The 25472-nt window shown below is 42.4% G+C and carries 27 protein-coding genes and 1 tRNA gene; 4 read left to right on the forward strand and 24 right to left on the reverse strand.

The window, feature by feature from the left end; genetic code table 11:
- Positions 1 to 99: 99 nt before the first annotated feature.
- The 21 genes from C2M32_RS13070 to C2M32_RS13170 form a co-directional block, all read right to left on the reverse strand.
- On the reverse strand, positions 100 to 2175 hold the full coding sequence (locus C2M32_RS13070; protein WP_105168803.1) for a motility associated factor glycosyltransferase family protein: 2076 nt from the start codon (positions 2173 to 2175) through the stop codon (positions 100 to 102).
- Positions 2176 to 2192: 17 nt separating this feature from the next.
- On the reverse strand, positions 2193 to 2486 hold the full coding sequence (locus tag C2M32_RS13075; RefSeq protein ID WP_105168804.1) for a hypothetical protein: 294 nt from the start codon (positions 2484 to 2486) through the stop codon (positions 2193 to 2195).
- Positions 2476 to 2904 carry a flagellar export chaperone FliS gene (gene fliS, locus C2M32_RS13080; protein WP_105168805.1) on the reverse strand — a complete coding sequence of 143 codons (429 nt, stop codon included), beginning with the start codon at positions 2902 to 2904 and terminating at the stop codon, positions 2476 to 2478. Before fliS ends, C2M32_RS13075 begins: the two co-directional genes overlap by 11 nt.
- Positions 2905 to 2915: 11 nt before the next feature.
- Entirely contained in the window at positions 2916 to 4343 is a 1428-nt protein-coding gene (fliD, locus tag C2M32_RS13085) for a flagellar filament capping protein FliD (RefSeq protein WP_105168806.1), read from the reverse strand.
- A 24-nt stretch (positions 4344 to 4367) separates the two neighbouring features.
- Complete coding sequence (locus C2M32_RS13090; RefSeq protein WP_105168807.1) at positions 4368 to 4787, reverse strand: flagellar protein FlaG; 420 nt, start codon at positions 4785 to 4787, stop codon at positions 4368 to 4370.
- Positions 4788 to 4872: 85 nt separating this feature from the next.
- The gene (locus C2M32_RS13095) at positions 4873 to 5835 is read right to left on the reverse strand and encodes a flagellin N-terminal helical domain-containing protein (RefSeq protein WP_105168808.1); all 963 of its coding nucleotides are present in this window, start codon (positions 5833 to 5835) and stop codon (positions 4873 to 4875) included.
- Positions 5836 to 5983: 148 nt separating this feature from the next.
- On the reverse strand, positions 5984 to 6949 hold the full coding sequence (locus C2M32_RS13100) for a flagellin N-terminal helical domain-containing protein (protein ID WP_105168809.1): 966 nt from the start codon (positions 6947 to 6949) through the stop codon (positions 5984 to 5986).
- A gap of 408 nt (positions 6950 to 7357) precedes the next feature.
- Positions 7358 to 8320 (reverse strand): flagellin N-terminal helical domain-containing protein, encoded by a 963-nt coding sequence (locus tag C2M32_RS13105; protein WP_105168810.1) that lies wholly within the window; start codon positions 8318 to 8320, stop codon positions 7358 to 7360.
- A gap of 324 nt (positions 8321 to 8644) precedes the next feature.
- Positions 8645 to 9859, reverse strand: coding sequence for a flagellar hook-associated protein FlgL (flgL, locus tag C2M32_RS13110; protein WP_070991342.1), 1215 nt, complete (start codon positions 9857 to 9859; stop codon positions 8645 to 8647).
- A 6-nt stretch (positions 9860 to 9865) separates the two neighbouring features.
- On the reverse strand, positions 9866 to 11866 hold the full coding sequence (gene flgK, locus C2M32_RS13115; RefSeq protein ID WP_105168811.1) for a flagellar hook-associated protein FlgK: 2001 nt from the start codon (positions 11864 to 11866) through the stop codon (positions 9866 to 9868).
- A 1-nt stretch (position 11867) separates the two neighbouring features.
- Positions 11868 to 12842: a flagellar assembly peptidoglycan hydrolase FlgJ gene (gene flgJ / locus C2M32_RS13120; RefSeq protein ID WP_105169301.1), complete on the reverse strand. Its 975-nt coding sequence runs from the start codon at positions 12840 to 12842 to the stop codon at positions 11868 to 11870.
- A gap of 106 nt (positions 12843 to 12948) precedes the next feature.
- A complete protein-coding gene (locus C2M32_RS13125) occupies positions 12949 to 14043 on the reverse strand; it encodes a flagellar basal body P-ring protein FlgI (protein WP_105168812.1) in 1095 nt (364 codons plus the stop codon).
- 11 nt (positions 14044 to 14054) lie between these two features.
- Complete coding sequence (gene flgH, locus C2M32_RS13130) at positions 14055 to 14738, reverse strand: flagellar basal body L-ring protein FlgH (protein WP_105168813.1); 684 nt, start codon at positions 14736 to 14738, stop codon at positions 14055 to 14057.
- A 15-nt stretch (positions 14739 to 14753) separates the two neighbouring features.
- Positions 14754 to 15542 carry a flagellar basal-body rod protein FlgG gene (gene flgG, locus C2M32_RS13135; protein WP_070984421.1) on the reverse strand — a complete coding sequence of 263 codons (789 nt, stop codon included), beginning with the start codon at positions 15540 to 15542 and terminating at the stop codon, positions 14754 to 14756.
- 18 nt (positions 15543 to 15560) lie between these two features.
- The gene (locus tag C2M32_RS13140; RefSeq protein WP_105168814.1) at positions 15561 to 16325 is read right to left on the reverse strand and encodes a flagellar basal body rod protein FlgF; all 765 of its coding nucleotides are present in this window, start codon (positions 16323 to 16325) and stop codon (positions 15561 to 15563) included.
- A gap of 135 nt (positions 16326 to 16460) precedes the next feature.
- Positions 16461 to 17783 carry a flagellar hook protein FlgE gene (gene flgE / locus C2M32_RS13145; RefSeq protein ID WP_105168815.1) on the reverse strand — a complete coding sequence of 441 codons (1323 nt, stop codon included), beginning with the start codon at positions 17781 to 17783 and terminating at the stop codon, positions 16461 to 16463.
- Between the two features lie 46 nt (positions 17784 to 17829).
- On the reverse strand, positions 17830 to 18507 hold the full coding sequence (locus tag C2M32_RS13150; RefSeq protein ID WP_105168816.1) for a flagellar hook assembly protein FlgD: 678 nt from the start codon (positions 18505 to 18507) through the stop codon (positions 17830 to 17832).
- A gap of 14 nt (positions 18508 to 18521) precedes the next feature.
- Positions 18522 to 18956 carry a flagellar basal body rod protein FlgC gene (flgC, locus tag C2M32_RS13155; protein ID WP_070984410.1) on the reverse strand — a complete coding sequence of 145 codons (435 nt, stop codon included), beginning with the start codon at positions 18954 to 18956 and terminating at the stop codon, positions 18522 to 18524.
- A 5-nt stretch (positions 18957 to 18961) separates the two neighbouring features.
- Positions 18962 to 19369, reverse strand: coding sequence for a flagellar basal body rod protein FlgB (gene flgB, locus C2M32_RS13160; protein ID WP_105168817.1), 408 nt, complete (start codon positions 19367 to 19369; stop codon positions 18962 to 18964).
- Between the two features lie 82 nt (positions 19370 to 19451).
- Positions 19452 to 20285 carry a CheR family methyltransferase gene (locus tag C2M32_RS13165; RefSeq protein WP_105169302.1) on the reverse strand — a complete coding sequence of 278 codons (834 nt, stop codon included), beginning with the start codon at positions 20283 to 20285 and terminating at the stop codon, positions 19452 to 19454.
- Between the two features lie 17 nt (positions 20286 to 20302).
- On the reverse strand, positions 20303 to 21235 hold the full coding sequence (locus tag C2M32_RS13170) for a chemotaxis protein CheV (protein ID WP_105168818.1): 933 nt from the start codon (positions 21233 to 21235) through the stop codon (positions 20303 to 20305).
- A gap of 140 nt (positions 21236 to 21375) precedes the next feature.
- Between C2M32_RS13170 and flgA the strand changes: the two genes are divergently transcribed.
- The 3 genes from flgA to flgN all read left to right on the forward strand — a co-directional run bounded on the left by flgA (position 21376) and on the right by flgN (position 22900).
- Positions 21376 to 22083: a flagellar basal body P-ring formation chaperone FlgA gene (gene flgA, locus C2M32_RS13175; protein WP_105168819.1), complete on the forward strand. Its 708-nt coding sequence runs from the start codon at positions 21376 to 21378 to the stop codon at positions 22081 to 22083.
- 69 nt (positions 22084 to 22152) lie between these two features.
- Positions 22153 to 22479 (forward strand): flagellar biosynthesis anti-sigma factor FlgM, encoded by a 327-nt coding sequence (gene flgM / locus C2M32_RS13180; protein WP_105168820.1) that lies wholly within the window; start codon positions 22153 to 22155, stop codon positions 22477 to 22479.
- Positions 22472 to 22900, forward strand: a complete 429-nt coding sequence (flgN, locus tag C2M32_RS13185; RefSeq protein WP_105168821.1) for a flagellar export chaperone FlgN — start codon at positions 22472 to 22474, stop codon at positions 22898 to 22900. Before flgM ends, flgN begins: the two co-directional genes overlap by 8 nt.
- 40 nt (positions 22901 to 22940) lie before the next feature.
- On the opposite strand, the gene C2M32_RS13190 is transcribed toward flgN, so the two are convergent.
- Positions 22941 to 23420 (reverse strand): LPP20 family lipoprotein, encoded by a 480-nt coding sequence (locus tag C2M32_RS13190; RefSeq protein WP_105168822.1) that lies wholly within the window; start codon positions 23418 to 23420, stop codon positions 22941 to 22943.
- Positions 23421 to 23528: 108 nt separating this feature from the next.
- On the opposite strand from C2M32_RS13190, the gene C2M32_RS13195 reads away from it, so the two are divergent.
- Positions 23529 to 24722 (forward strand): flagellar assembly protein T N-terminal domain-containing protein, encoded by a 1194-nt coding sequence (locus C2M32_RS13195; protein WP_105168823.1) that lies wholly within the window; start codon positions 23529 to 23531, stop codon positions 24720 to 24722.
- A 54-nt stretch (positions 24723 to 24776) separates the two neighbouring features.
- Here the strand turns inward: C2M32_RS13195 and C2M32_RS13200 are convergent, their stop codons facing one another.
- Both C2M32_RS13200 and C2M32_RS13205 read right to left on the reverse strand, forming a co-directional pair.
- Positions 24777 to 25250, reverse strand: coding sequence for a DUF1203 domain-containing protein (locus C2M32_RS13200; RefSeq protein ID WP_105168824.1), 474 nt, complete (start codon positions 25248 to 25250; stop codon positions 24777 to 24779).
- Positions 25251 to 25361: 111 nt separating this feature from the next.
- Positions 25362 to 25436, reverse strand: a tRNA-Arg gene (locus C2M32_RS13205).
- Positions 25437 to 25472 lie beyond the last annotated feature (36 nt).

Below are 25472 nucleotides of genomic sequence, written 5' to 3' on the forward strand. Positions count from 1 at the left end.
TTACACTTTGGTGCTCGAAAATGCGGCTTAAGATAACATCATTAAAGCTGAGCTTGCGCAGTGCGCCAAGTCAGGAATACAGTATTCTGGGTATCGCTTCTACGCAATCACCCAGTCACATTTAGTCTCGACATTAACTGCATAGTCATTTTTAATATCAGTAACATAGTCAATCCACAACTGATTCAAAGTGGCAAACTTCTCTAAAGTAAGCTGCTCATCCTCATAACTATACAATAAGGTCAACAAAGGACAATGATAGTACAGTAGCGACCCCTTAATGAGATGAAACAAGTGGCCAAGCGCTGTATCTCTATATGCATACACATAACGTTGCTGCCGCTTTAAATTACTGGCAGCCTGCTGTCGGCTCGTCACTTCTTCTTTAGCTATTGATATGATGTTGTCACACAGCGCATTAAATTTCTCAATTGCCTTATACTGCTCATCAATATCATCAACCGGCAACTGCTGAAAAAAACTTTCTTTAATACTTTCTATTACTCGATTTTTGTCCAGTGGAGCCGGTAAATCAAGCAAATCTTCAGCATGTGTTGATATGGTATTAGTAATTTTTGCGCCGCTGCCGACGTTCATCACTGTAGACACGTTATAATGACTAACCAACTTTTCAAGCTGTGTATGGGCAACCATATACAAGTCATTGGAAACCACTTCCCCACCAAAGTTACCCGGCAACTTTTTGCCTTGGATCACAGTCGCTTTATAACCTTGTGAATCATCATCATTACAAACCTTGTATATACTGTCTTTACTATGGTGATTGCCATGCTCCGCCTTACCATTATCCACTCCAAATAGATAAATATTGCGATAGCCCATAAACAAGAAATATGACAATGCAGTATTTGCTACCACAGGGTTACAATAAGGTATTTTTGGCAAGGTTTTGCTGAGCAACTTTAGTGACATAAGATCCATCAAACTGGTTCCTGCCTCATTCCCTTTTACTGCAACACCAGCCCACTTATAACGGAAGTTTGTATCTGGGTACAGCATATTCAGGCCCAGCAAATTGACCTTTTTATACTCACTTTCAGGTAGTATTTCACCAAAGATTTGATAGTTTTGAAACGGTCTTTCTACCAACACGTGGAAGTCGGCCTGAATTCCTTTTTTGTACAATGAAGCAATAGAAGTACCAGCCGAGACAATAAGCGCCTTGTCACAATTGTTTTTGATAAACTCTTCTGCTTCATCTAGTGATGGACCATTACCAATTACGAAAATTGGCGTATCGTAATCTAGTTTTTTTGTTTCATTAACCAATATTGCAGCTTTATTTCTCACGTGATGAATACTGTGGGCGAGGCCCGTTATGGCATCATTATAAAAACCGTGACCAAACTGGAACCTAAAATAATCTGCACACCACCTTTTGATCAGGGTATTAACTTCTGCTCCAGGTGTGTGTTGATAACAAAAGCTGCGTACTAATGAGAATGCGCCAATATCTTCACCTATCTTTTCTACATCTTTTATAAAAGATTGGTGATCTGCGCCTAAGTGAAAGAATAAACATCCACCCTGCTCGTCTATGTCTGTAATAACTTCATACCAGTTCGTGCAAAACAAGCTTGCAAAAAACTGTTCAAAATCTGGTTCAATCAAAAAAACATAGTCAAATTGAGTGTTTGCCATTAAAAGAGGGACATGATATCCAAGCCCCAGACCAAAAATGATCGCAGTTGGAAAAGTATCCGGTAATGTAGCCAGTGTTTTATTTGCTTCACCCTTAACCTGCCCCATAAACTGAGTGAGCTTGGTCATATACCTTGTATGTATACGCCCGTCTTCTTTTTGGGGATAATTAGTATAGTCGGTCAAGCTAAAAACCGGAGACTCTGTTTGAGCCTTTATTTGCTCTTTGGTTTGAGCTATCGGATCTTGGCTGTATAACAGTGATGACTCGCCAGTAGGAATAAAGTTGCCATGACCACTTTTAGTAACGTGCAGGCAAAAGTCTTCTCTTACTTGATATGAGTTAACTGCTTTAGCGATATCTGGATAGTATTTTTCGAAACATTTAACATTCTTCTCAAACCTGACATTCGCTTCTTCTGCGAACATAGCCTCACGTTGCTGATGTTCTACTGTTTCTGATAAACGCTGATCCAGCGCTTCAATTTGTTTCTCGAGTGAATCTTGCTTCATTACATCAACCGGCGATGTTAAGTTTGTTTATAGGCGTTAATTTTCTTTTTATTGCCTTGCATTTTCGCTAATTCCGATGCCGTTTTGGTACGTTCATCGGAAAGCGTATTGGAGAGCGACTGCATTTTGTCTTGAAGGCTTTGAAGTTCTGCAATCAAGGGATCGCCTTCTTCTACTCCCCTGTCAAAGATTTGGCGAAGCTGCTCATCTAGTGCAGTCATAAGCCCTGCTGCGACGTCGTGTTCACCATCTTTTACTGCTTGCTCAATCTCATTTAGATGTGCACTAAGAGACTTGCCGCTATCCTGCATGAGCATCAGCACCATTTTGGCTTAGCGTTTGCTCTCGCACATCGTGTGGGATGGCATCCCATGCTGACTTGATTTCTTTTAGTAAGGTAGAGGTTTCCTCTACAAACTTCGCTTCGTTTTGTACACTCGCATCAAGTAAACGGTCTAACATGTACGAATAAAGCGCATACAAGTTTTCAGTTACTTCACCGCCTACCTCAAAGTCTAAACAGCCTCTAAGCGCTTCTATTATGGCAGAAGCTTTAGAAATGTGTTCAGCCTTCGCTTCAAGGTTACGCTTTTCTATTGCAACTTTAGCAAGCACCATTTTTTCTATCGCACCAGCCATTAGCATTTGGATTACTTCGTACCGATCAGCCCCAGCTATTTGAGTTTTCAAAGCTTCTCGTTGGTAATTTTTAACTCTCGCGTTGTACATAGTAATACCCTCTATGATTTAGCTTTTGTGAAACCAGGGAGGTTAGCCAATTGCGCACCTAAGTACGCTTGTGTCTGCTGCATTTGTGCTAACAACACATCTAGTCCGGCATATTGTTTACGTAACCTTTCTTCTAACGAAGCCATGCGATATTCATGGTTAGCTACGTCGTCCTCTAAATCGTCTAATTGACCATTTAAATTTGTTTCACGTTCTTTAATTAGGCCACCCGAATCGATATAGCCACTGAGTAACGTCTCAAGTTGTGACGCCACACCTCCTTCTCCAGCAAAAGCTGTGCCAATATCATCAAAATTACTATCCATTGCTTCGTTTAAACTTCGTACCAAAGAGGATTTTTGTAAATAACCATCTTTATCTACACCTAAACCAATATCAAAAATCGATTCGAAAGGTCCTGCACCAGTTAAAGGTGTAGAAAGGGTATTAACCAACTGTCCGCTCAATGAACGCATAGATGCGTCACCATTAAGTGGTTTGCCTATACGAGTTTGGAAACCAATGTTACCAACTAAATTGTTGTAGGCTGTGACAAACTCATCAATCATTTTATTGACTGACTCTCTGTCATATTCAACATTCAGTTTAGCCTCATCATAGATGCCAGCTCCTGCGGTTTGTTCACTTTCCGCTAAGGCTTTGATAGTCATGTCCTGAACAGCATCTTTAAAGGTATTTGTGTCACTGTTTACTGTTAACCCGTCAACCGTAATGATTGCATCTTGGGCTGATTGCTCATATGTCATTCCGCCACTACCAGCTGCACCACCAAAGGCGGCTGTGCTAATCGCATCTAATTCCGATGTGTCAGAAGTAATGGTGAGGTCATTCGTATCCCCAGTAACGTTTGATGTAAGTACCAGTTTCGAACCCACGGCTGGGTCACCAGTATTCACAATGTTGGCCGTTACGCCAAAGTTATCTGTTGAGCTATTAATCGCGTCTCTAAGTTCAGACAACGTAGCGCCAGCGTCTACAGCTAGAGAAAAGGTGTTTCCAGTACCAGCATCAAAGGTAAGTGTACCTCCTGATGCAGATACCACATCATCTACCGAGGAAAACGCAGCATCAGCAGAAACCAATCGGCTACCTTGCGCGAGTTGTTTAACTGCAATATCGAATGTTCCCACAGAAATCTCTGATGTAGGCGTAACACTGATGATATCACCCGTAGAGGGCTGTGTGATATTTGCGATGCGTTTACCGAAATTATCGGGGTCGGCTAGTTTTTTAACAATATCCTGTAATTTAGACATTGCCGATTTGACTTCGCCTAGTGCCGACAACTCAACCTGAAGTGTCTCCTCTTTTTCCATAAAAGAGAGCATCTTCGGGCGATTTTCCGCATCAACTGAAGCCTTGATAATACTTTCTAAATCAAGACCTGAGCCAATACCTGCAGATGTAATAAGTGGCATAAACGACCTCCAACTCCAATAATACTAGGCTGTTCTATCGAACAAAAAGCCCTTTCCATTTAACTTATCGGCAAATTCGTCCAAAGCTTTAGCTACTGCTCTAAACTCTTCCGAAGGGATTTCCCTAATCACCTTATCATTATCTCTATCAATCACCCGAATAAACGGAGGATCGCCAGCTTCATCAAACTCAAATGACAAGTTTGTTGAAGTGACAGGTATGAACTCATTGAGCTTTTCAAGGTTATGCTTAACCTCATCAACCAGTTGTTGCCTGCTTTTTTCCGTATCTAGTTGCGGACTTTTTTCTCTAGCTGATTCCTTTTCAGACTTAGATGGTTTTTCAATCGCACGCGCCGACTCCTGATTCTTCACTTCACTCAATTGAGATGAGGGAGAAGTCAAAACATTGGCTACCAGATTTGAAGAGTCAAAATCTTTCATTGAACACCTCCTAGACCCTATACATTATAGCATACGCCAAATCCGGATACCTTGCACCCGGACTGGCAGTATACTTCAAGCTAAATTACCCGAGTAGCGATAATGCTACCTGAGGTCTTTGGTTAGCTTGACTCAAGATTGAGCTACTGGCTTGTTGCAAGATTTGCATTTTAGTCAGCATTGCCGTTTCTTGTGCAAAGTCTGTATCTTTAATTCGTGAACGTGCTGACTCTAAGTTCTCAGAAACGTTTGATTGGTTACGAATTGTAGACTGGAATCGGTTTTGTACCGCACCTAGTTCCGCACGTTTTTTATCAACAACGGCGATAAGTTGGTCCATACCAGCTAGCACTGCTTGCGCATTTGCTTGCGAAGATACCGAGATACCACTTGCAGTGAACACACCAGAGAATGAAGCACTATCCGCAGATGCGCCTACAACATTACTGATTGTACCTGCAACAGCACTTAACGATGCCCCTGTTACGGAACTCGCAATGCCTGCGATACCAGAAAGGGTAAAGCCATTGTCTGCTGTCAGTGAGTTAGCTGTGCCACCCACATTTTGCATACTAAAACCGATTGTTTGGATTGCATCAGCACCAACTTGGAAGTTAGCGTCATAAGTACCATCCAATAGGTTTTGACCACCAAAGGTCGTATCAGCAGCAACACGGTTTACTTCTGAAGAAAGAGAACGGATCTCTTCTTGAATTGCCAAACGGTCTTCATCAGTGTTTGAACCGTTAGCGGCCTGTTGTGCAAGCGTACGGATACGCTGAAACATTGAGGTTGTTTCATCAAGCGCACCTTCAGCAGTTTGCGCAAGAGAAATCCCGTCGTTAGCGTTACGAACACCTTGGTTCAGACCATTGATCTGACCTGTTAAACGGTTCGAGATTTGCATCCCCGCCGCGTCATCTTTCGCACTGTTAATCCTGAAACCAGATGACAACCTTTTGAAAGATGTATCTAGCGACAGAGCTGAGTTATTCAGCTGTCTTTGTGCGTTCAATGAACTCACATTTGTATTTACATATAAAGCCATAATAGCCTCCGCTTCTTTGTTGGATTGGTGAGTAACGGGATACCCCTACCCTGTTACACCCAAGTTAGAGTCCTAGATTTATAGTTCTCTAAGTCAACTATCGGCTTATGAAGCGGAAGCTTTAGCTTTATTTGTAATTTTTTTAATTTTATCCTTGTAGCAAGCTCAATGCCGCCTGAGGTCTTTGATTTGCTTGACCTAATATTGTTTGGCTGGCTTGTTGTAAAATTTGGTTTTTAGTCAATTTTGCTGTTTCCAAGGCAAAATCAGCGTCTTTAATTCGTGATTTTGCAGCCTCTAGGTTTTCAGCAATGTTTGCTTGGTTACGAATGGTAGATTGAAAACGGTTTTGTACCGCACCAAGTTCCGCACGCTTTTTATCAACCACGGCAATCATCGCATCCATACCTGCTAATACAGCTTGAGCATTCGCTTGCGAAGACACCGAAATACCCCCAGCGGTAAATACATTCGAGAATTCTGCAGCATCTGCCGGCTGACCGACAACATTACTGATTGTACCCGCTGTCGCACTAAGTGAAGCACCAGATACACCACTTGCCACACCGGCAACCCCAGAAAGAGTAAAGCCATTGTTAGCAACCATGCTATTTGCGGTAGCGCCTACATATTGCATACTAAAACCAATGGTTTGGATTGCATCCGCACCGACTTGGAAGTTTGCAGAATAAGAGCCGTCTAGTAAGTTTTGACCACCAAATGTGGTATCAGAAGCAACACGGTTTACCTCAGCTGCAAGCTGACGGATCTCTTCTTGAATTGCCAAACGGTCTTCATCGGTATTCGAACCGTTTGCCGCTTGTTGCGACAAGGTACGTATACGCTGGAACATATTCGTAATTTCATCCATCGCACCTTCAGCGGTTTGCGCCAATGAAATACCATCGTTTGCGTTACGGTTACCTTGGTTAAGACCATTGATCTGTGACATCAGACGGTCAGATATTTGTAGACCAGCCGCATCATCAGCAGCACTGTTGATCCGTAAACCTGAAGATAAACGCTTGAATGACGTGTCCAATTCATTGCTTGAATTAGATAGTTGTCTTTGTGCATTTAAAGCACTGACATTAGTGTTAACAAATAAAGCCATAACTCATTCTCTCTTTACTAACTCGAACCAACAAGAGGTTCATAAGTTCAAATCGAATACAAGGCGGCATTTTTGTCTATCGCGTTCACTTTAGACGGGGCCAAAAATTGCCGCTTTGCGCATACAAAAACTTCTTACAAGAGAATAAGCAAAACATGGGCCAACTTATTTTGTCGGGGGAATAGTTTATTCGAAGGCGAAAAAAAAGGGCTATACAGCCCCTTTTTAAAAGTTTGAGAGTGAGTGTCAATAAATTAGCATAAACATTGGCATAGCTTATGCTTATAAATACTTGTTCATTGAATTTGTGAACAAACTTGGATTTAAAGTACTCCGCTTTTTTGTCCAAACACGGTGTCCGCGTTAATACCCCATTAAGCGCGGACACCCTTTCTAATTATTTCCCCATTATCCTAGTAGACTTAGAGCAGCCTGTGGACGCTGGTTAGCTTGGCTCAAGATTGTTTGGCTAGCTTGTTGTAAGATTTGCATCTTAGTTAGGTTTGCCGTTTCTTGTGCAAAGTCTGTATCTTTGATACGAGATTTAGCAGCCGATAAGTTCTCAGAGATATTTGACTGGTTACGAATCGTTGATTGGAAACGGTTCTGTACAGCACCTAGCTCAGCACGTTTCTTATCTACTACAGCGATTAACTGGTCCATACCTGCTAGTACTGCTTGCGCATTCGCTTGTGAAGATACCGAGATACCACCTGCAGTAAACACGTTAGAGAATGCTGCCGCATCTGCCGATGCACCCACTACGTTACTGATTGTTCCTGCAACCGCACTTAAAGAAGCACCTGTTACCGCACTGGCAATACCTGCAATACCTGATAATGTAAAGCCGTTGTTAGCAACTAGCGAGTTAGCTGTGCCACCCACGTTTTGCATACTGAAACCTATCGTTTGGATTGCATCTGCACCTACTTGAAAGTTTGCCGCATAGCTACCATCTAGAAGGTTTTGACCACCAAAGGTTGTATCAGCTGCAACACGGTTTACCTCTGAAGACAGAGAGCGGATCTCTTCTTGGATTGCTAAACGGTCTTCATCAGTGTTTGAACCATTCGCTGCTTGTTGTGAAAGCGTACGAATACGTTGGAACATTGATGTAACTTCGTCCATCGCACCTTCAGCAGTTTGTGCTAGTGAGATACCATCGTTTGCGTTACGGTTACCTTGGTTAAGACCATTGATCTGTGAAGTCAAACGGTCAGCGATTTGTAGACCTGCTGCATCATCAGCTGCGCTGTTGATACGGAAGCCTGAAGATAAGCGCTTAAATGATGTATCTAAAGCGTTACCTGAATTCATTAATTGTCTTTGTGCGTTCAACGAACTTACGTTAGTATTTACATAAAGTGCCATGATAGTTCTCCCAATGTAAACTTTCGGTTTACTCTCAAACTTATAACTTTAAGCCTTCAATTTAATTTTTAATCTCCAGCTCGGTTACTTAAGTTATCGGAAGCCAAAAAAAATCCTTTAGTATTTTTTTAAAAAAAATCCTAACCTGCTGAATTTAAATTGGAAATAGTATCTATTTCAGATTTATGCATGAAAATGGAATTTGTGACTTAACTTGGATATTTAGAATATCTTTATTTATTTAAAACAGAGTGTTAGGGAATAAAACTTGGGAAAAACTCAGAAAAAAAATTTGAAGCTGCCAAAGTTTTGGCAGCTTCAAATTTAACGAATGTAGTCTAATAAGGAGAGATTAGATAAGCGGCCAAATGTTGCCTGTGAGGCTTGCAGGGCCGTTTCATGTTTAGTTAGCTCAGTAATCGCTTCAGCCATATCTAGCTCAACTAAGTTTGCTTTGGACAACTTATTATTAATGTCTAGGTCAGAATTTGCCGCTTCTATCCGTTTAGTGGTATTTAAACGCCCACCCAACACAGACTGCGTTTGCGACACCAAGTTTTTGGCATTATCTAAACCCACTGTGGCATCGGCCAAGGCTTGTTTATACTGTTCCTGGTCTAAGCTCGTATCAGTCAAAGTATTGACCAAGTCGTTTAAAGTATTTAACACATTCTGCTTCTGTGGAGTTTCCAGATCAAAGTCAATACTCGCAGGGGCACCAGTAAATGTGACTTCAAAGCCATTAATCGCAACTTTATTTCCAGAGAAAGTACCCGAGTCAATCGTTGTGCCGCCAACCTGTAAATCAAACGTCGTCGCAGATGTAAAGTTGATAGTCACAGTATTGGCGTTCGCAGGCGCTGTTGGATCCGCGTTATAGTTAGTACGATGAAAAGTATCAAACGCACCTTGCTGTTGGACGTAAACAGTGCTTGTTGCAGGGACAATCGTTGTTTGGTCTACATCCAAACGTTTACCCGCTTTTTCAAACACATCGAAGCCATTATCACTGGATTTAATACTAATTCCTTCGGCAACTTTAATGCTGTGTTGGCCCTGATCCCCCTGATACTCGTAGCTACCAGTACCACTATTATAAATATATGCCTGCTTACTATCTTGATAGCCCGCAAATATAAAGCCACCATCTTCGGATTTTGCGTTCATCAATTCAAAAATTGACTCTTTTAGTGAACTGATCTCCGCAGCAACCCCTTCTCTATCAGCATCAGATAATGCACCGTTACCAGCTTGCACTGTTAAAGTTTGTGCCTTAGCTATCGCACCTTTGATATTTTCTAAGACGCTTTCTTCCATTTCTAGGCGACTACTTAGCATGGAAGAGCTTTTCGCAAACTGCTCGTTCGATTGGATCTTGTCCGTATATAGCATTGAGCTGGCAATCGCAGAGGGGTCATCCGAGGCTGTTAATACTCTTTTTTGTGTATTAACTTGCTGCTGTGCTCTATTCACTTCCTGCTGATTGTTCAAAATGGTGTTCAAATTATTTCTGAACATTAAGTTGTTAGATAATCGCATGATTCATTACCTCGCCGCACTGAGTAGCGTATCAAATATGGTACGCGCCGCAGATATAATCTGCGCTGATGCTGAATAAGATTGCTGAAAGCGCAGTAAATTGGCCGCTTCTTCATCTAAGTTTACACCCGATATAGACTCAAACCAGGTTTCAGATTGTGTGGCTAACGCATCAAAAGCAGCACCATTGGTTTTAGCCTGGTTAGCAATCACACCGATTTCCGTAACCAAACCTGCATAAGATTCATTAAATGTTTTCAAATTATCGGCACTCGCTATTACCCCCTGACGAACAAGCTCCGTGTCCTTCAACTGACTCAGCGCTAAACCGTTTCGGTTATCATCAAAGCCATCAGTATTAACCCCAATAGTAAAGACATCACCGGTGGCTGGTTGTCCTGAAATATCAAAATCAAAGCCGTAACTATCGTAAGGTGCACCAGCTTGGTTTAGGATACCGTTACCCGGCGGCGTGATTGTCACTAAATTCGTACCGTTACCATCATTAATTTGATATTGGTTTGCCACCGCTGTTTTGGTAATTGTGATCTGCCCTTGCGTCAGTGTAATCGGTGGGCTAGAAAAATTACTCGTAGCACTGGTGTCCGTAACCACACCTGCTGAAATACTGGCTGTGCTAATATTATTTGCACTTACTTCGGTTCTAATAGGGGACGCCAAAGCTAAATGCTCTGGTCGCTCGGTTGCCATTTCAAGTGAGCCCGCGGCGATTGAATTGAGCTTAATCACATAACTATCACCCGCTGCTGGCGCTCCTGTAACTGTCATATCCAGACCAAATGATTCACCGGAGGTAATTGTACCCGAGTTAATAGCCCCTGCGGTCACGTTCGCCGTAGATGGCGTACCAATCACGTTTCCTTTACTATCTATTGCCGCTATTTCAACCGTCGTTGCCGTCAAAAAAGTTACTTGAAAGTCAGTCGCTGGAATGGAATTGCCAAGGCCTGACTCTAAAGTCGCGTTCACCACGCCTGTGCCAGTATTGTTCTGAAATGCATAGCCTTGCACAGTCGGTATATCAAAAATATCACCACCGAAATTGCCATCTAGGTCCATACCCAGTGCATTTTGCTGGTTGAACGCATCTGCTATCGAAATACCAATTTGACCCAATTGATTCTGGGCTGGCTGCAAAATTTCGTCACGAAACGCCAGCAAACCACCAATTTTTCCCTTCAATGAACCCAGATCTACATCGAGCGCAATGGCACTGCCGCCAGTGACGTCTAGCTTTAAATCTTTCACATTTGGATCTGGATCACCGTCAAGCGCAAACGCATTGAACGTACCATTTTCCATAACAAGAGACTGACCAGACCCTAAAAAGATGAGTTTTTCGCCATTTGGACCATCTAATGTTTCAATATCAACTAACCCTGACAAATCACGAATAGCTTGATCTCGTTCATTGAGTACCGACAGAGCCACTGTGTGGTCATCACTGGTGTATGTTGAGGCAACCTTATTATTTAACTCACTGATTTTTTCAATCAAGCTATTCGCTTCATCGGTATACAAACTCAGCTGCTCATTAACAACACTCTTTTGATCAAATACGATATTCGACAAACGATGCATTTGCTGCACTAAGCCTTCGGCTGAGTTCATAAATAAGGAGCGAGATACCGTAGATGATGGCTGGTTCATAGACTCTTGCAAGCTATTGAACATATTGTTAATACTTGTGCTTAGACTGTTTGATTCCTCAGCAAACAAGGTATCAATGCGCGATGATTCTGTCACGAATTGATCATAGTAAGCTTTGTTTGAAGTATCACGGTTCAGTTGTTTAACCGCAAACTCATTGATCAATCTGACGGTCTCACCACGACCGACTAGGTTGCCCACAGTCGTCGCATGTTCGGTGCGTTCGCGAATATACCCTTTGGTATTAAGGTTTGAGATGTTTCTACTGGTTGTTTGTAGTAGCTCCGTGCTTGCACGAATACCACTTGTACCAATATGCATTAAATCGAAAGACATCTTAATTTACTCCTTGACGAATAAGCGATGTCAGCATTTGCTTGAACTCGCCACGCTGTAACACACTCTTTATTTTTTGCGCATAATTTGGATCTGTGGCGTAGCCTGCCTGCTGTAACGCATCCAAGTACTGAGCTGGTTGCTTCACTTTCTTCAGAGCCTCGTCATAACGAGGGTTGTTTTGTAAAAACTCGATGTAATCATTAATACTCTCTTTCACAGAATCATATGCTCTGAAATTTGCTTGCTTCTGAACAGGCAAGCCTTGTTCAAATTCCAAAGTCAACTTTCTGGCGCTTTCGCCTTGCCATGACTTATCTGACTTGATGTTAAATAGATTAAAGCTGCTAGAGCCATCTTGTTTGGCTATCACATGCTTACCCCAACCCGTTTCAAGTGCCGCTTGGGCTATCATTACCGCAGGATTGAGACCAATTTTTTCAGCCGCTTCTTTAGCGTGATCCCACATAGCTGCAACGAACGAAGCAGGGTCATCGAAGCTATCTTGTGGTGTTTCTTGCTGTGCTTTGTCGCTCTTATCAACGGCACCTGACACCCCAATAGATGCAGCTTTACCGTTGGCGATTTTGTCACTTTGCAATTCGGCGTTAGTGCGTAATACAGACGCTGGCGTATAACCTTCGCTATTTGGCGATAGCTGTTGAACAATGAGATCGGCAAGACCAAGACTCCCTTTGCCAGCAAGCTCTATTGACAATTGTTGGTCATGCATTTCTTCAAAGAACTTCACACTACTTGAGTTGAAAGGGCTGTCTTTGTCTTCTAATACTTCGTTGGCTTTTCGCATACTCTTTAACAGCATCTGCGTAAAGATTGATTCAAACTGTTGGGCAGCCTTTTTTAGCGCTTCATTTGATGCTTTTTGATCGGAAGCACTTTTTAAAGCATCCTGACGCAGGGAGTCTAGGTTCCCCAAGTCAAAAAAGTTTTGTTTGTCTAACTGATTGGTATTCATCTGCTCAACGACACAAAGTAAAAGTTCATAGTCAAATAAATGCAAAAAGCGAGCCAAAAAAAAGCCTCGATATTTCGAGGCTAACTATTTGATTAAAAATAAAACTTTAAATGACGACTAATTGACCATTGATTGCACCTGCTTCTTTAAGTGCCTCTAAAATCGCCATTAAATCGCCAGGGGCTGCACCGACCTGATTAATTGCGCGCACCAAGTCATCAAGGCTCACACCTGGGTCAAATACAAACGCTCTAGAATCATCCGAATCAATATCAATGATGCTCTGCTGTGTGACCGCCGTCTCACCTTCAGCCAACGCTTGTGGTTGAGAAACATTTTGCTGCTCAGCAATGGTCACGGTTAACCCACCATGTGTAATCGCCGCAGGTTGTAACTTGACATTTTTACCGATCACTATGGTGCCAGTACGTGAATTGACAATAATCTTGGCGTTGGTTTCCGCCGGTTTAAACTCTAAGTTTTCCAAAGTAGATAAATAGGCTACACGCTGCGAAGGGTCACGTGGTGCGATTACTCTAACAGATGCAGCATCCATAGGTTTGGCACTATTAGGTCCCACCAATTCATTAATCGTATCAGCTAAACGCTTAGCGGTAGTAAAATCTGGGCTATTCAGATTGAAGGTAATATGATCCCCTTGTGTAAAAGGACTCTTTACTGCGCGTTCCACTGTCGCACCATTTGGCACTCTGCCAACAGTGGGGGTATTGATAACAACGCGGCTACCATCTAGTCCTTCTGCACCAAGACCACCGACTATCAGACTACCTTGTGCAATTGCATATACATTCCCATCTACGCCCTTCAAAAAGGTTTGTAATAAAGTACCACCGCGTAAACTTCCCGCACTGCCTATTGATGAAACTGTGACGTCAATTTGCTGACCCGGCTTCACAAATGGCGGTAAATCAGCGTGTACCGCAACCGCTGCAACATTTTTGATTTTTGGTTTTAAACTGGCTGGCATGGTGATACCAAAACTGCTCAACATTGCCTTAAAGCTTTGCTCTGTAAAACGGCTTTGCTCTCCCGTTCCTGGCAAACCGACAACTAAACCATAGCCAACCAATTGGTTGGATCTAACGCCTTCCACCATGCTGACATCTTTGACACGTTCAGCACTGGCTACTTGCATAAACAAACAGCTAAATAAAACGCTTATTATAAGAAACAACCTCATCGTCTTTACCTCTAAAATGGCATCAATGTGCTCATGAAGAAACGTGCTAACCAACCTGGGCTTTGCGCTTCTTGCTGTTGACCTTTGCCTGAATACTGAATTCTTGCATTGGCGATACGGTTCGACTCAACGGTATTATCAGCCTTTACATCTGCGGCTCTAACCAGACCTTCAAGACGGATAAACTCTTCACCAGTATTTAATGTGAGCCACTTCTCCCCACGGATCACTAAGTTTCCATTGGGTAGTACTCGCATCACATTTACTGAAATATTGCCGAATAAGCTGTTGGATTGGTTTGCTTGACTATCACCTTGAAATGAAGACTCTGACTCCATACCAAACTGGATGCTTTCCCTACCAATATTTACTGCTGCGCCACCGAGACCAATTATCGGATCCAGCGACATTTCTGACTCTTTATCCATCTGACTATTAGCCGCTTTAGAAGCCTGCGTTGACTCTCGAAGCACCACCGTAATGATGTCTCCGGTTCTTAACGCCTTTTTGTCTGAATACAAATCATTAGCACGGTGCTGATCAAACAAAGAGCCAGTTGCAACGATAGGCTCTGCCTCTTGCTCTGGATACATAGGTGCATAGTATGGGTCATCTCTTACCACATCACTATTTTGTGTTGATACACACCCAGAAAGTAAAGCAGTCGCTATAATGAATAAGCTAAGATCACGCATACAACCCCCTAACGCTTATAACTGTTGATTAATGTAACTAAGCATTTCGTCGACAGACTTAATTACTTTCGAGTTCATTTCGTAAACCCGTTGAGTTTCGATAAGATTTACTAACTCTTCGGTAACGTTAACATTAGAGGTTTCTAATGCGCCCTGTACTATTGTCCCTAGGCCATCAACCCCTGGGTTACCTTGTACCGGAGCCCCACTTACTGCGGTCTCCGTATAAAGGTTTTGACCCATAGGCTCTAAACCAGACGGATTAATAAAGTCGCTGATCACCAATTGGCCTATCACCACGTTTTCAGCTTGACCTGAGATGGCCACGGAAACTTCGCCATCTTGAGAAACCGTAATCGATTGTGCATCATCTGGTACGTTCATTTCTGGTTGCACTGGAAAGCCAGCTCCCGATGTCACTACACGCCCCTCTTCATCAGTCGTAAATTGACCATTACGAGAGTAAGCAGTTGTACCATCTGGTAATTGAATTTCGAAAAAGCCTGGACCTTGTATCATCCAATCTAATGAGTTTTCAGTGCTCAACAGATTACCTTGAGAAAAGTTCTTTTGGTTTGCAACTACTTTTGAACCCGCACCTAACATTAAACCAGAAGGCAGTTCGGTATCTTGCGAAGAACGCCCCCCAGGCTGATTAATGTTTTGGTAGAGCAAGTCTTCAAAAATAGCTCGGCTCTTTTTGTAACCAACCGTACTAGCATTCGCGAGGTTGTTGGAAATAACGGCGATGTCAGTTTGCTGCGCATCTAAGCCTGTTTTACTGATCCATAATGCTGGGTTCATAATATCTACCTCACTTGGTTAGACGATACGCAGTAGAGTGACATGACGTTCATCCATCTCTTCTGCGGTTTTCATTAGTTTCATTTGCATTTCGAATTGACGTTGATGATTTATCAAGTCAATCATTTCGTGCACTGGGTTTACGTTTGAACGCTCCAAAGTTCCACTCATAACTCGCGCTGTCGGCGAAATATCACAAAAGCCACACAGGCCATTTACCAGAGCATCTTCTTTTGGGCGAAATAAACCATCATTACCTTTTTCAAGTTGACTATTATCTGCATCAATTATTTTTAGCCGATCGACAACTTCCATAAAATTAGCGGGCGCACCTTGTGGCCTTACCTGTACTGAGCCGTCATCACTAAAAATGACTTTATCAACTGGAATTGGCAAAATAATTGGACCACCTTCGCCAATAACTTGACGGCCATGACTGGTGATTAGCGCACCATCTGCGCGGATGTTGAGGCTACCAACTTTGGTATACGCTTCGTTACCCGCTTCATCCATCACGCTGATCCAAGACTCTTGAGTTACAGATATGTCTAGGTCTCGCGAAGTTTCAACAATAGGCCCAGACGTTAAGTTTGTGCCAGGCCTCTCTTGCATAGCAAAAACACGAGTAGGCAGCCCTTCGCCAAACGCTTGCATCGAGCGAGCTTGAGCAAAGTCGGCTTTAAAACCTACTGTGTTTGCATTAGCAAGGTTGTTTGCTTTGATTGCCACACCACGCAAGTTCTGTTTAGCACCTGACATAGCGATATAAAGCATTTTATCCATATCACTAATCCTATTGTTAAATTCATCTAACTAGATAAAGCAATAATAGTGCCAACAAATATCTGACATTTTTTAGTGAGGTTTTTCAGCGACAAAAAAGGCCGCACTGTGGCGACCTTTTTAACTGGTTTGATATTATCGGATCTGCAAGATGTTTTGCTGAAGTGTTGAGTTAACTTCTAAGGCACGTGAGTTAGCCTGGAAGTTACGCTGTGCGCTGATTAAGTCAACCAGCTCATTCGTTAGATTCACGTTAGATTGTTCTAAAGATGATGAGCTGATGCTTCCTAGTGTGCCTGATGCTGGTTCACCCGCGATTGGCTCACCTGACGTTAAACTTTTCTTCCAAGCTGTGTTACCCACTGGAGATAAGCCTTGTGAGTTTGAAAAGCGTACCATGGCCACTTGACCGAGGTACGTTGAATCACCATTGCTGTATGCAGCAATAATTTTACCGTCAGCCCCGATATCAATACTCGACAAACGGCCTACTGTCGCACCATCTTGCTCAAGTACTTTCACTTCGAAACGGCTAGCGTACTGAGTCGGTAATTTGTTAGTGGTGTTAGCCTCGTCACGCCAGTTCATTGTAACATCATTAGGGAATGTCGCACCGTTTGATAGCATACCTGTAAGGTTACCACCCGTTAAAGTTAGCGGGTTGAAAGTAGTCCCAGTATTGGCAGCACCATCTGTTGTAGAGGGTAAACCACTGGCATCAAAACCAAATGTTGCGATTGGCGTACCAGTACCTGCGGTACCGGTATTATCAAACTGAGTACCGTCTAGCGTACCAAACACCTCCCAAGTATTAGCGGCAGACTTTCTGAAGAATAGCTGCATAACATGCGGCTCACCCAAAGAATCGTATACTGTTGCCGAAGTAGATGAGTTAAATGACGCAGATTCTGTTGGGTCAAACGGAATCGTCGGTACTGACTCTCGCGAATCAACATTAAAAGATGAGTAAATCGTTGACGTTGCACGTGGGGAGCCCGAAGCATCTGGAATTTGTAATGCTGTTGAGGTACTCAAACTCACGGATGTCGTGTCACCGGTTGACGGGTCGACAGGGAAACCTTGTAAGAAATTGCCTTGCGCATCCACAATAAAGTTATCACGATTTAGCTTGAACGCACCGGCACGTGTGTAAGTATAATCTTGAGAACCAAACTCCTCACTCATTGCAAAATAGCCTTCACCCGTGATGGCCAAATCCAGTGAATTATTAGTGAACTTCAATGAGCCTTGGTGAAATTGTTGGGCAACCATCGTAGTTTGTGCACCATCACCAGCTTTTGTCTTAGCAGAACTGAATACTGAAGCAGCATATACATCTGCAAACTCAGCACGTGATTCTTTAAAACCTGTGGTGTTAACGTTCGCAATGTTATTTGCGGTCACATCTAAATCTTTCTGCGCGGCCGCTAAGCCTGTTAATGCAATATTGAAACTCATACTCTCACCTCTTGTACTGTAAGGTTAATTCTGTGACTAACGATAGTTATGCGATTTCTGCGACATCAGTGAGTTTCACCGCGCCAGAAGCTGTGTTAATTATGATGCCATTCGCACCATTCACATTTACGCTATCTATATTCTTGAATGTTGCCATGGGCAGACTAGTAAATTGACCGTTCGCTCTGCCCTCAGCTTTAACTGTGTACTCACCATCTGGCATCATGGTGCCATCTTGGTTTTTACCATCCCACTCAAACCTTAATGCACCAGCGGTACGACTCCCCATATTCATGGTTCTGATCAGTTGGTTTTTCTCGTCGTAGATGCTAATCGTCAGGTCTTCAACTGGTTCGGTAGTAATAACGGATCCCTTAGCGAGTTGGTCTGCGCCTATGTTGATCGTATCTGATTCGAGTAATGCTTTTTTGCCTACTAGCGTCGATGCCTGCAATGCTGAATTAGAAGTCATTGAGGCTGATAGCATTTCAAATTTACTGTTAAGATTTGAAATACCTTCCGCCATGGTAAAGTTCGTCATTTGTGCGATCATCTGATCATTGTCCGCAGGCTTACTAGGATCTTGATATGACAATTGCTGCGTCAACAATGAAAAGAAGTCTTCCTGCGTTAACGTGTCATTTTTTTCTTCAGGTCTGTTTTTCTCAGACCAACGAAGCGAATCCAAATAAGAGGACGATGCGGCATTAATATCATTACTCATCAGCTATACTCCCGTTAACGCTGACCAAGTAGTAAAGTTTTGCTAAGCATTTGTTTAGCGGCGTCTGCTACTTGTACATTTGTCTGGTACGAGCGTGATGCGGAAATCATATTGGTCATTTCTTCCACAACATTCACATTCGGTTTATAGATATAACCATCCTTATCTGCACTTGGGTGATTGGGGTTATATTCCACTTGCAGTGGCTTATTACTTTCCACAATGCCCAATACCTTTACGCCAACCGATGCACCTAACTTAGTGGGATCTTGCACCGATGACGCTTTCGTTAACTCAGCCGCAAAAACAGGGTGTCTCGCACGATATACTTTATCTTGGCTCGAACTAATACTGTTTGCGTTTGAGATATTACTGGCAGTTGTATTGAGGCGAATATTCTGAGCACTCATACCTGAACCTGCTATATCAAATACGTTATATAAACTCATAATAATTACCCTTGACCACCGAGGGCTTTATTTAGCCCTTTAAACTTACCAGAAAGAAACTGCAAACTTGCTTGGTACTCTAACGAGTTTTGTACATACAAGTTCCGTTCCACTTGTACATCAACCGAGTTACCATCACCTGTATCTGCTTGATTTGGATTACGAAATAATTCAACACCACCAGTCATTTTAGTTCCCCCATTGAGATGACTATCATCGGTACGAACCATTGTATTGCCGCGCTGCTGGCTCGATTTTGCCGCTTTAAATGCCTGTGCAAAATCAATATCTTTGGCTTTATAGCCTGGGGTGTCGGCATTGGCGATATTACTTGCTAAAATTTCCGCACGCTGAGAACGGATAAGCAAAGCATGCGGGTGTACGCCCAGCGCCTTATCAAAACTAATTGCCATAACACAACTCCAAAAATTTGACTCTTAGGAGTTAAAGCAAAAGGTGGGCCAGAAGTGAAAACGGCGGGATCACCGCCGTATATTATTGTTTTTTCTGATAAATAATACCTGGATTACATCGAATCATATCAAATGAGTCGCTTAATCCAGCCATTGATTCGGAAGCGCCAAGAAATAAATAACCTTTAGGGTTTAAAGCTTGGGCAAACTGAGAAATGATTTTAGCCTTTACTTGAGGAGAAAAATAAATCAGTACATTTCGACAAAATATAACGTCGAATTTCCCCATCAATGCGTATGAGTCAAGCAAATTAAGATGTCTAAAACTTACCATCTTACGTATAGGGTCAACAACCTGAGCCATACCATTGCCGCTATCTTTAAAAAACTTCTTTCTGCGTTCAGCCGATAGACCCCTTGCAAGAGCAAGTGCGTCATACTCCGCGTTCTTACACATATCTAGCATGGTATTGGAAATATCAGTGCCTATTATCTGAACACCCATTTTCAACGAACCTGGACTTTTGCTTTGGTACTCGCTCGCAGACATGGCAATGGAGTATGGTTCTTGTCCTGAGGAGCTTGCTGCGGACCAGATCTTAACGGGTCTTCTTAAATCACTAAACTCTGGAAAGATTTTGGTTTTTAACAGTTCAAATGGATAGGTATCACGAAACCATAAGGTTTCATTCGTGGTCATTGCATCAACCACTGCGGCACGTAATTGCCGCTCATGTGGACTTAGAGTCTTACCAACCAATGCAGATAATGTATCAACACCAAACCGTGCCATCAGTGGTGCCAAACGACTTTTCACCAAATACAGTTTGTTATCGCCCAGTACGATGCCACACTGCTGCTCTAGAAAAGTTCTGAATTGATCGTATTCGTTTTGTTGAAGGTGCTTATTTTCCAAAGTATTACCGCCATTCATTAGTCACAGTGAACCCACTTTTTAACGGCTGCTGCCAATTCATCCGGGTTAAACTTTGCGATAAAATCATCGGCACCGACCTTTTCGATCATGGCCTGATTAAATACCCCACTCAAGGAAGTATGTAAGATAACATGTAAGGGTGCCAATTTTGGGTCTGCTTTTATTTCTGCAGTTAAGGTATAGCCATCCATTTCAGGCATTTCCACATCTGAAATAAGCAAACCTACCCGCTCGGTAATATTATTCTGGCAATCTACTTCAGCGATTTCTCTGAGTCTCAGCAAGGCTTCTTTACCATTTTTGGCAAGCTCTGTTTGAACACCTAATGGCTCAAGCGCACGCTTTACCTGATTTCGAGCTACAGCAGAGTCATCGGCAATAAAAACGATTCGCTCTCCCAAGTCTTTTTGCATCTCACCATCTGACACAATGTCTTGGCTCACTTCGGTATTCACTGGGCATATCTCATTGAGAATCTTTTCAACGTCCAATATTTCTACTAGTTCATTTTCGATTTCAGTGACAGCGGTAAGATATGAGTAACGGCCAGCTCCAGATGGTGGAGGCATGATCTTTTCCCAATTCATATTGACGATACGCTCTACAGCGCCAACCAAAAAGCCCTGAACGGACCTATTATACTCAGCAATAATGATAAAGCAGTTGTAGATGTCTTCGATAGGTGGGCCACCTACAGCCAATGACATATCAATCACCGAGATGGTCTGCCCCCTGATATGCGCAACGCCTCTAACAAAGGGATTTGACTTAGGCATATTCGTCAATGGCGGGCATTGAAGCACCTCGCGTACTTTAAATACGTTGATGCCAAAACGTTGTCGACCCTTAAGCCTGAAAAGCAACAACTCTAGGCGGTTTTGCCCAACCAACTGGGTGCGTTGGTTTACTGAGTCTAAAATACCTGCCATCTCAATCTCCTACCTATAACATTGCTTAACGGAACGATACTTGCAGACGCTAATAAAGGAACGATAACTCTTGAAGAGGTGCCACAATTAACGCAAAATCTTTATACCCTTTTTCACATGATAAGCATAGTCGAAACATCATGAGTTTGTTAAAAAAAACCAAAACCTTCGGGTTTTTTTCCACAATGGTATATATTCTACTCAGTTGTGAAGTTTATGCTCAAAATTACAACAATCAAGCGCTTGAAGAAGTTGCTAGGACCTATATTGAAGACCTAACTTCAATAAAGCCTGACAGTAAACTTCAGATTAGTGCCATTCCTTTGGATGCAAGACTTCCAACCCGTTACTGCGAGCAGCCAATTGATATATCAACAAATGCGTCGCCACCTTTTAATCGGCAGGTAACTGTACAACTTAAATGTGACGATTTATCTGGCTGGACACAGTATGTCCACATACGCGTTGAAGAACTATATCCAGTCATTGTGAGTAATACTGTTATTTCCAAAGGTGAGCTGTTGAGCGAAGAGCATCTAAAACTGGAATATCGAGCCAAGCATTTTGTTCGACCTTCGTATATTGACGATAAAAATTTATTGATTGGAAGTCGAAGCAAGCGAACATTGAGAGAAGGAATGCCCATCGGCATGCACCAAATTTGTATGGTGTGTAAAGGTGATATTGTCAATATTTATGCCAAAACAGCGACCTTGACCATAAAAACCACAGGGATCGCTATGCAAGACGGCAATATTGGTGAGCAAATTCAGGTTAAAAATCAAAAGTCTGGAAAAATACTCTCAGCGAGGGTAAAAGATGTTGATTCTGTTGAGGTCAATATCTAAAATTTTTGCTAAAGTTATACAAGTAGCAGCCGATATTCTAAACAAGAAAGTAATTTTTGGGTCACCATCATGGTAAATAACGTAAAAGGTCAAACGCAATCTAACAGCGTGCTTAACAATATTAAGCAACAAAAAGCTGAGTTGCAAAAAAATGAAGCAAATGCGAGTAGCAGTGCGCCAACTAAGGCACCTGAAAAAGCCGCATCTGATTCAGTAAGCCTAACACCTCAAGCTAGGCAGTTAAAAAACCTGCAAGACAAAGCGCAAGATGCGCCAGCATTTGACAGTGAAAAAGTGGCTGAGCTTAAAAAAGCTATCAGCGAGGGCAAGTATCAAATAGACGCTCAAAAGCTGGCTAAGAATATTGCCGCATTCGAGTTTGACATGTATGGATGATCAACTCTCACTTTGTATACACAAGCTTGAAAAGCAGCTCACTCATCTAACTACTCTGACCCAGTTGTTAGACAGTGAGCTGAATACTTTGGCAGCCAAAAAAGGCGATGGCCTGAAAGAACTCGCCAAAGAGAAGCTGCTGCTACTTAATACTATTCAGAAATTAGACAAAGAATTGTCCGGCTTTGACAGTAGCTTGTTTCAACAGCAAGAAGCCAAAGACGTTACAACGAAAATTGAAGCTTTACTACAAGAATGCAAACACAAAAATGAAGTGAACGCTCATGCGGCTCATTTGGCGCATCTAAGTGTTAGAGAGTTAAAAGATATTTTGATAGGTGTGCCTTCTTCAGTCACATACAGCCAAGATGGCGCAGTGGTTTCACGCAATGACGAGCTGGTTAAAAACCTAAAGGCTTAATATTTTAGGCTCTGCAGTCAATACAGAGCCTCAGATCATATCAGTAATATGTCACTCTTTTTATCTTTCTTGGCTTCACCTGCGTAATATACAAATCATGAACTCGCTTCATGTCGAGTTCAAGCTCTGTTACATAAGTATCACCAGCAGAGTAACTCTTTACCACCTTCGCACCTCTAATCACTCCGTTAACTTGACTTTGTAATCCATCATTTTGTGCGACTGCACCTTTTACCGTCATGGTCGATGAGATATTCTGTCCATAAACCTGCTCTGTCAGTTCGCGGTACGCTTCTAGTTTTGAAACCTTAACCGCCATGAGCATTTTTTGTGTGTCATTTTTTCCAGGCTGGGTGCTCAAAGGGGCATAGCCAATAGCTTTCAACACAGGATAATGATCCGGTTCAATGTACTCATACTCAATGTGCTTGTCGAAAACACTACTGCAACTGGTTAGAATAAATAGTAAACCTACGGTTATTACAAAATTAGCTAGATTTATCGCTCTACTGATGTTCATCTTTGCTCACCTCATCAAAATAATGAAATTCACAATGCACAATCCTTGCCAAAAATTATGGTACATGAATTGCTTTAGATAACTATCAATCTTTCGAGGTTCAATATTATGATGAAGGCAATCACTTTATTCGCGCTATGTGCGATGAGCTTGGGTGTCAAAGCTGAGTGGTACGAGGTTGTTGGCTACGCAAGCACCCAAGGGCGCGATGTGTCTCAAGCGCGTCAAGCAGCGGTAAAAGATGCTATTACACAAGCACTTATATTCTCTGGAGCCACTGTTACTAGTGTACAAAGCGTAGCAGACGGCGTACTAAGTCAAGACGATTTGAAAGTGAAATCACACGGAGAGATTCAACAGATTAACCTAGTCAGCGAAAGTAAAGAACAGGACCAATACACCGTCACCTTACATCTAGATATTTATGCTACAAAAGGAAAATGCTTAGCACAGCAGTTTAATAAGCAAATCGCGATTACACAAAGTCAGCTAACTCAGCCTCATCAAGCTAGATTAGGTCAAATATTTGACATATCGAAATCCGCATCACAACGGTTGTTCAATACTTTGAACGAACGCACTAGTGCGGTAAAGCCTATCCCCTACCTGAACTCAGCTATTAATGTACGAGAGTACTTTTCGCAGCAGTTTGACTACAATCATATGCTCGTCGAAACCATCGCAATGAATAGCAACAGCCAGTATGTATTATTGAGTCAGATCACCGATGTAGCGGGCCTGGATAAACTTAATAACGATTATGCATTCTGGCAAGACGACGAATACCTCAGAAGCTTTAAGATTGATTTCGCGCTTTATGATGCCATGACCTTTGAAAAAGTATGGTTTCAACACTATACAACTCAGGGGATTTGGCCATTCGAAAAAACGGAGTTGATAGATGTCTATAGTGAAAAGTTTTGGCGCTCCCACTATGGACAGCGCATTCAGGAAGTCTTTAATAAAGTGAGCCAAGATCTGAATACCGCGGTGTCATGTATTCCCACTAAAGGCAAAATTCTTTATTTAGATAATGATCAGGTTGTTATTAACTTAGGGAAAGATCATGGGCTGGAACCCGGTAGAGTGCTATCCATAATGCACCGTAGCGACATAATGATGGGAAATGGCACCATTATTAATTCCACAACAAAAACGATAGACCAACTCAAAGTAGTCAATGTGAACATGCAAAATGCAACGGCGGTAAACTTAAACACCCGTCCACTGAGTAATGTCCAACTCAATGATATTGTCCAAGTGCAAGTTAAAAGCGAAGAGAGCTTTACTCTGGATAATTAGACACATTAACTGGATGTGGCGCAGTTTCGCGCCACTAGCTCAATCATTAAAGTTTTAAGCTCGATATGCAACACAGCTATAACACCCAGCACTTGCATTGTGAATCTGAACGTAGTCAATTTCTGGATTAGCGAATATCTGATGTATAGCCTCCTTTAACCGCTCCCCTTTTACGATCTCGGCTGCCATCATGTCATGGTCAGGGCTATACCCTCGCAGTGCTAGCAAACGTAGCTTTAATACTTCGGGAATTTCATTTACCGATAAGTTACTTGCTTTTGCTCGTTCTCTGACAAAGATAGGGCCAGAAGAACGATAGGGAGAAGTACAATCATGATGCACAAAGTGTATAAGCATAACTCGCTCCCCTATTTGCGCTTCGACCAAAGAAACACGACATGGGAAGCCTGGTTTAGAATCTACAGAAACCCACTTAGCACCAACCGCGGCTAGTGCGTGCTCATCTAGGGACATCAATGGTGTAAATAGCTCTAGATCTAGTGCTTTAATAATAAAGTCTGTGTTCATATACCCATCCTGATAGAAAAAGATAAGTATAAAATCTATGATTACATTGAGCTTGCCATATATGGAACTGGCGTTATGTATAAAGTGATATGAGATGAGGAACAAAAGAACTGGCGGCCCCTACAGGAATCGAACCTGTAACTATCCCTTAGGAGGGGACTGTTATATCCATTTAACTAAGGGGCCAGAATGCTTAAAAGTATAGCCTCTTGGCCCAATAAA

The organism is Pseudoalteromonas sp. T1lg23B, assembly GCF_002964665.1.
GTDB lineage: Bacteria > Pseudomonadota > Gammaproteobacteria > Enterobacterales > Alteromonadaceae > Pseudoalteromonas.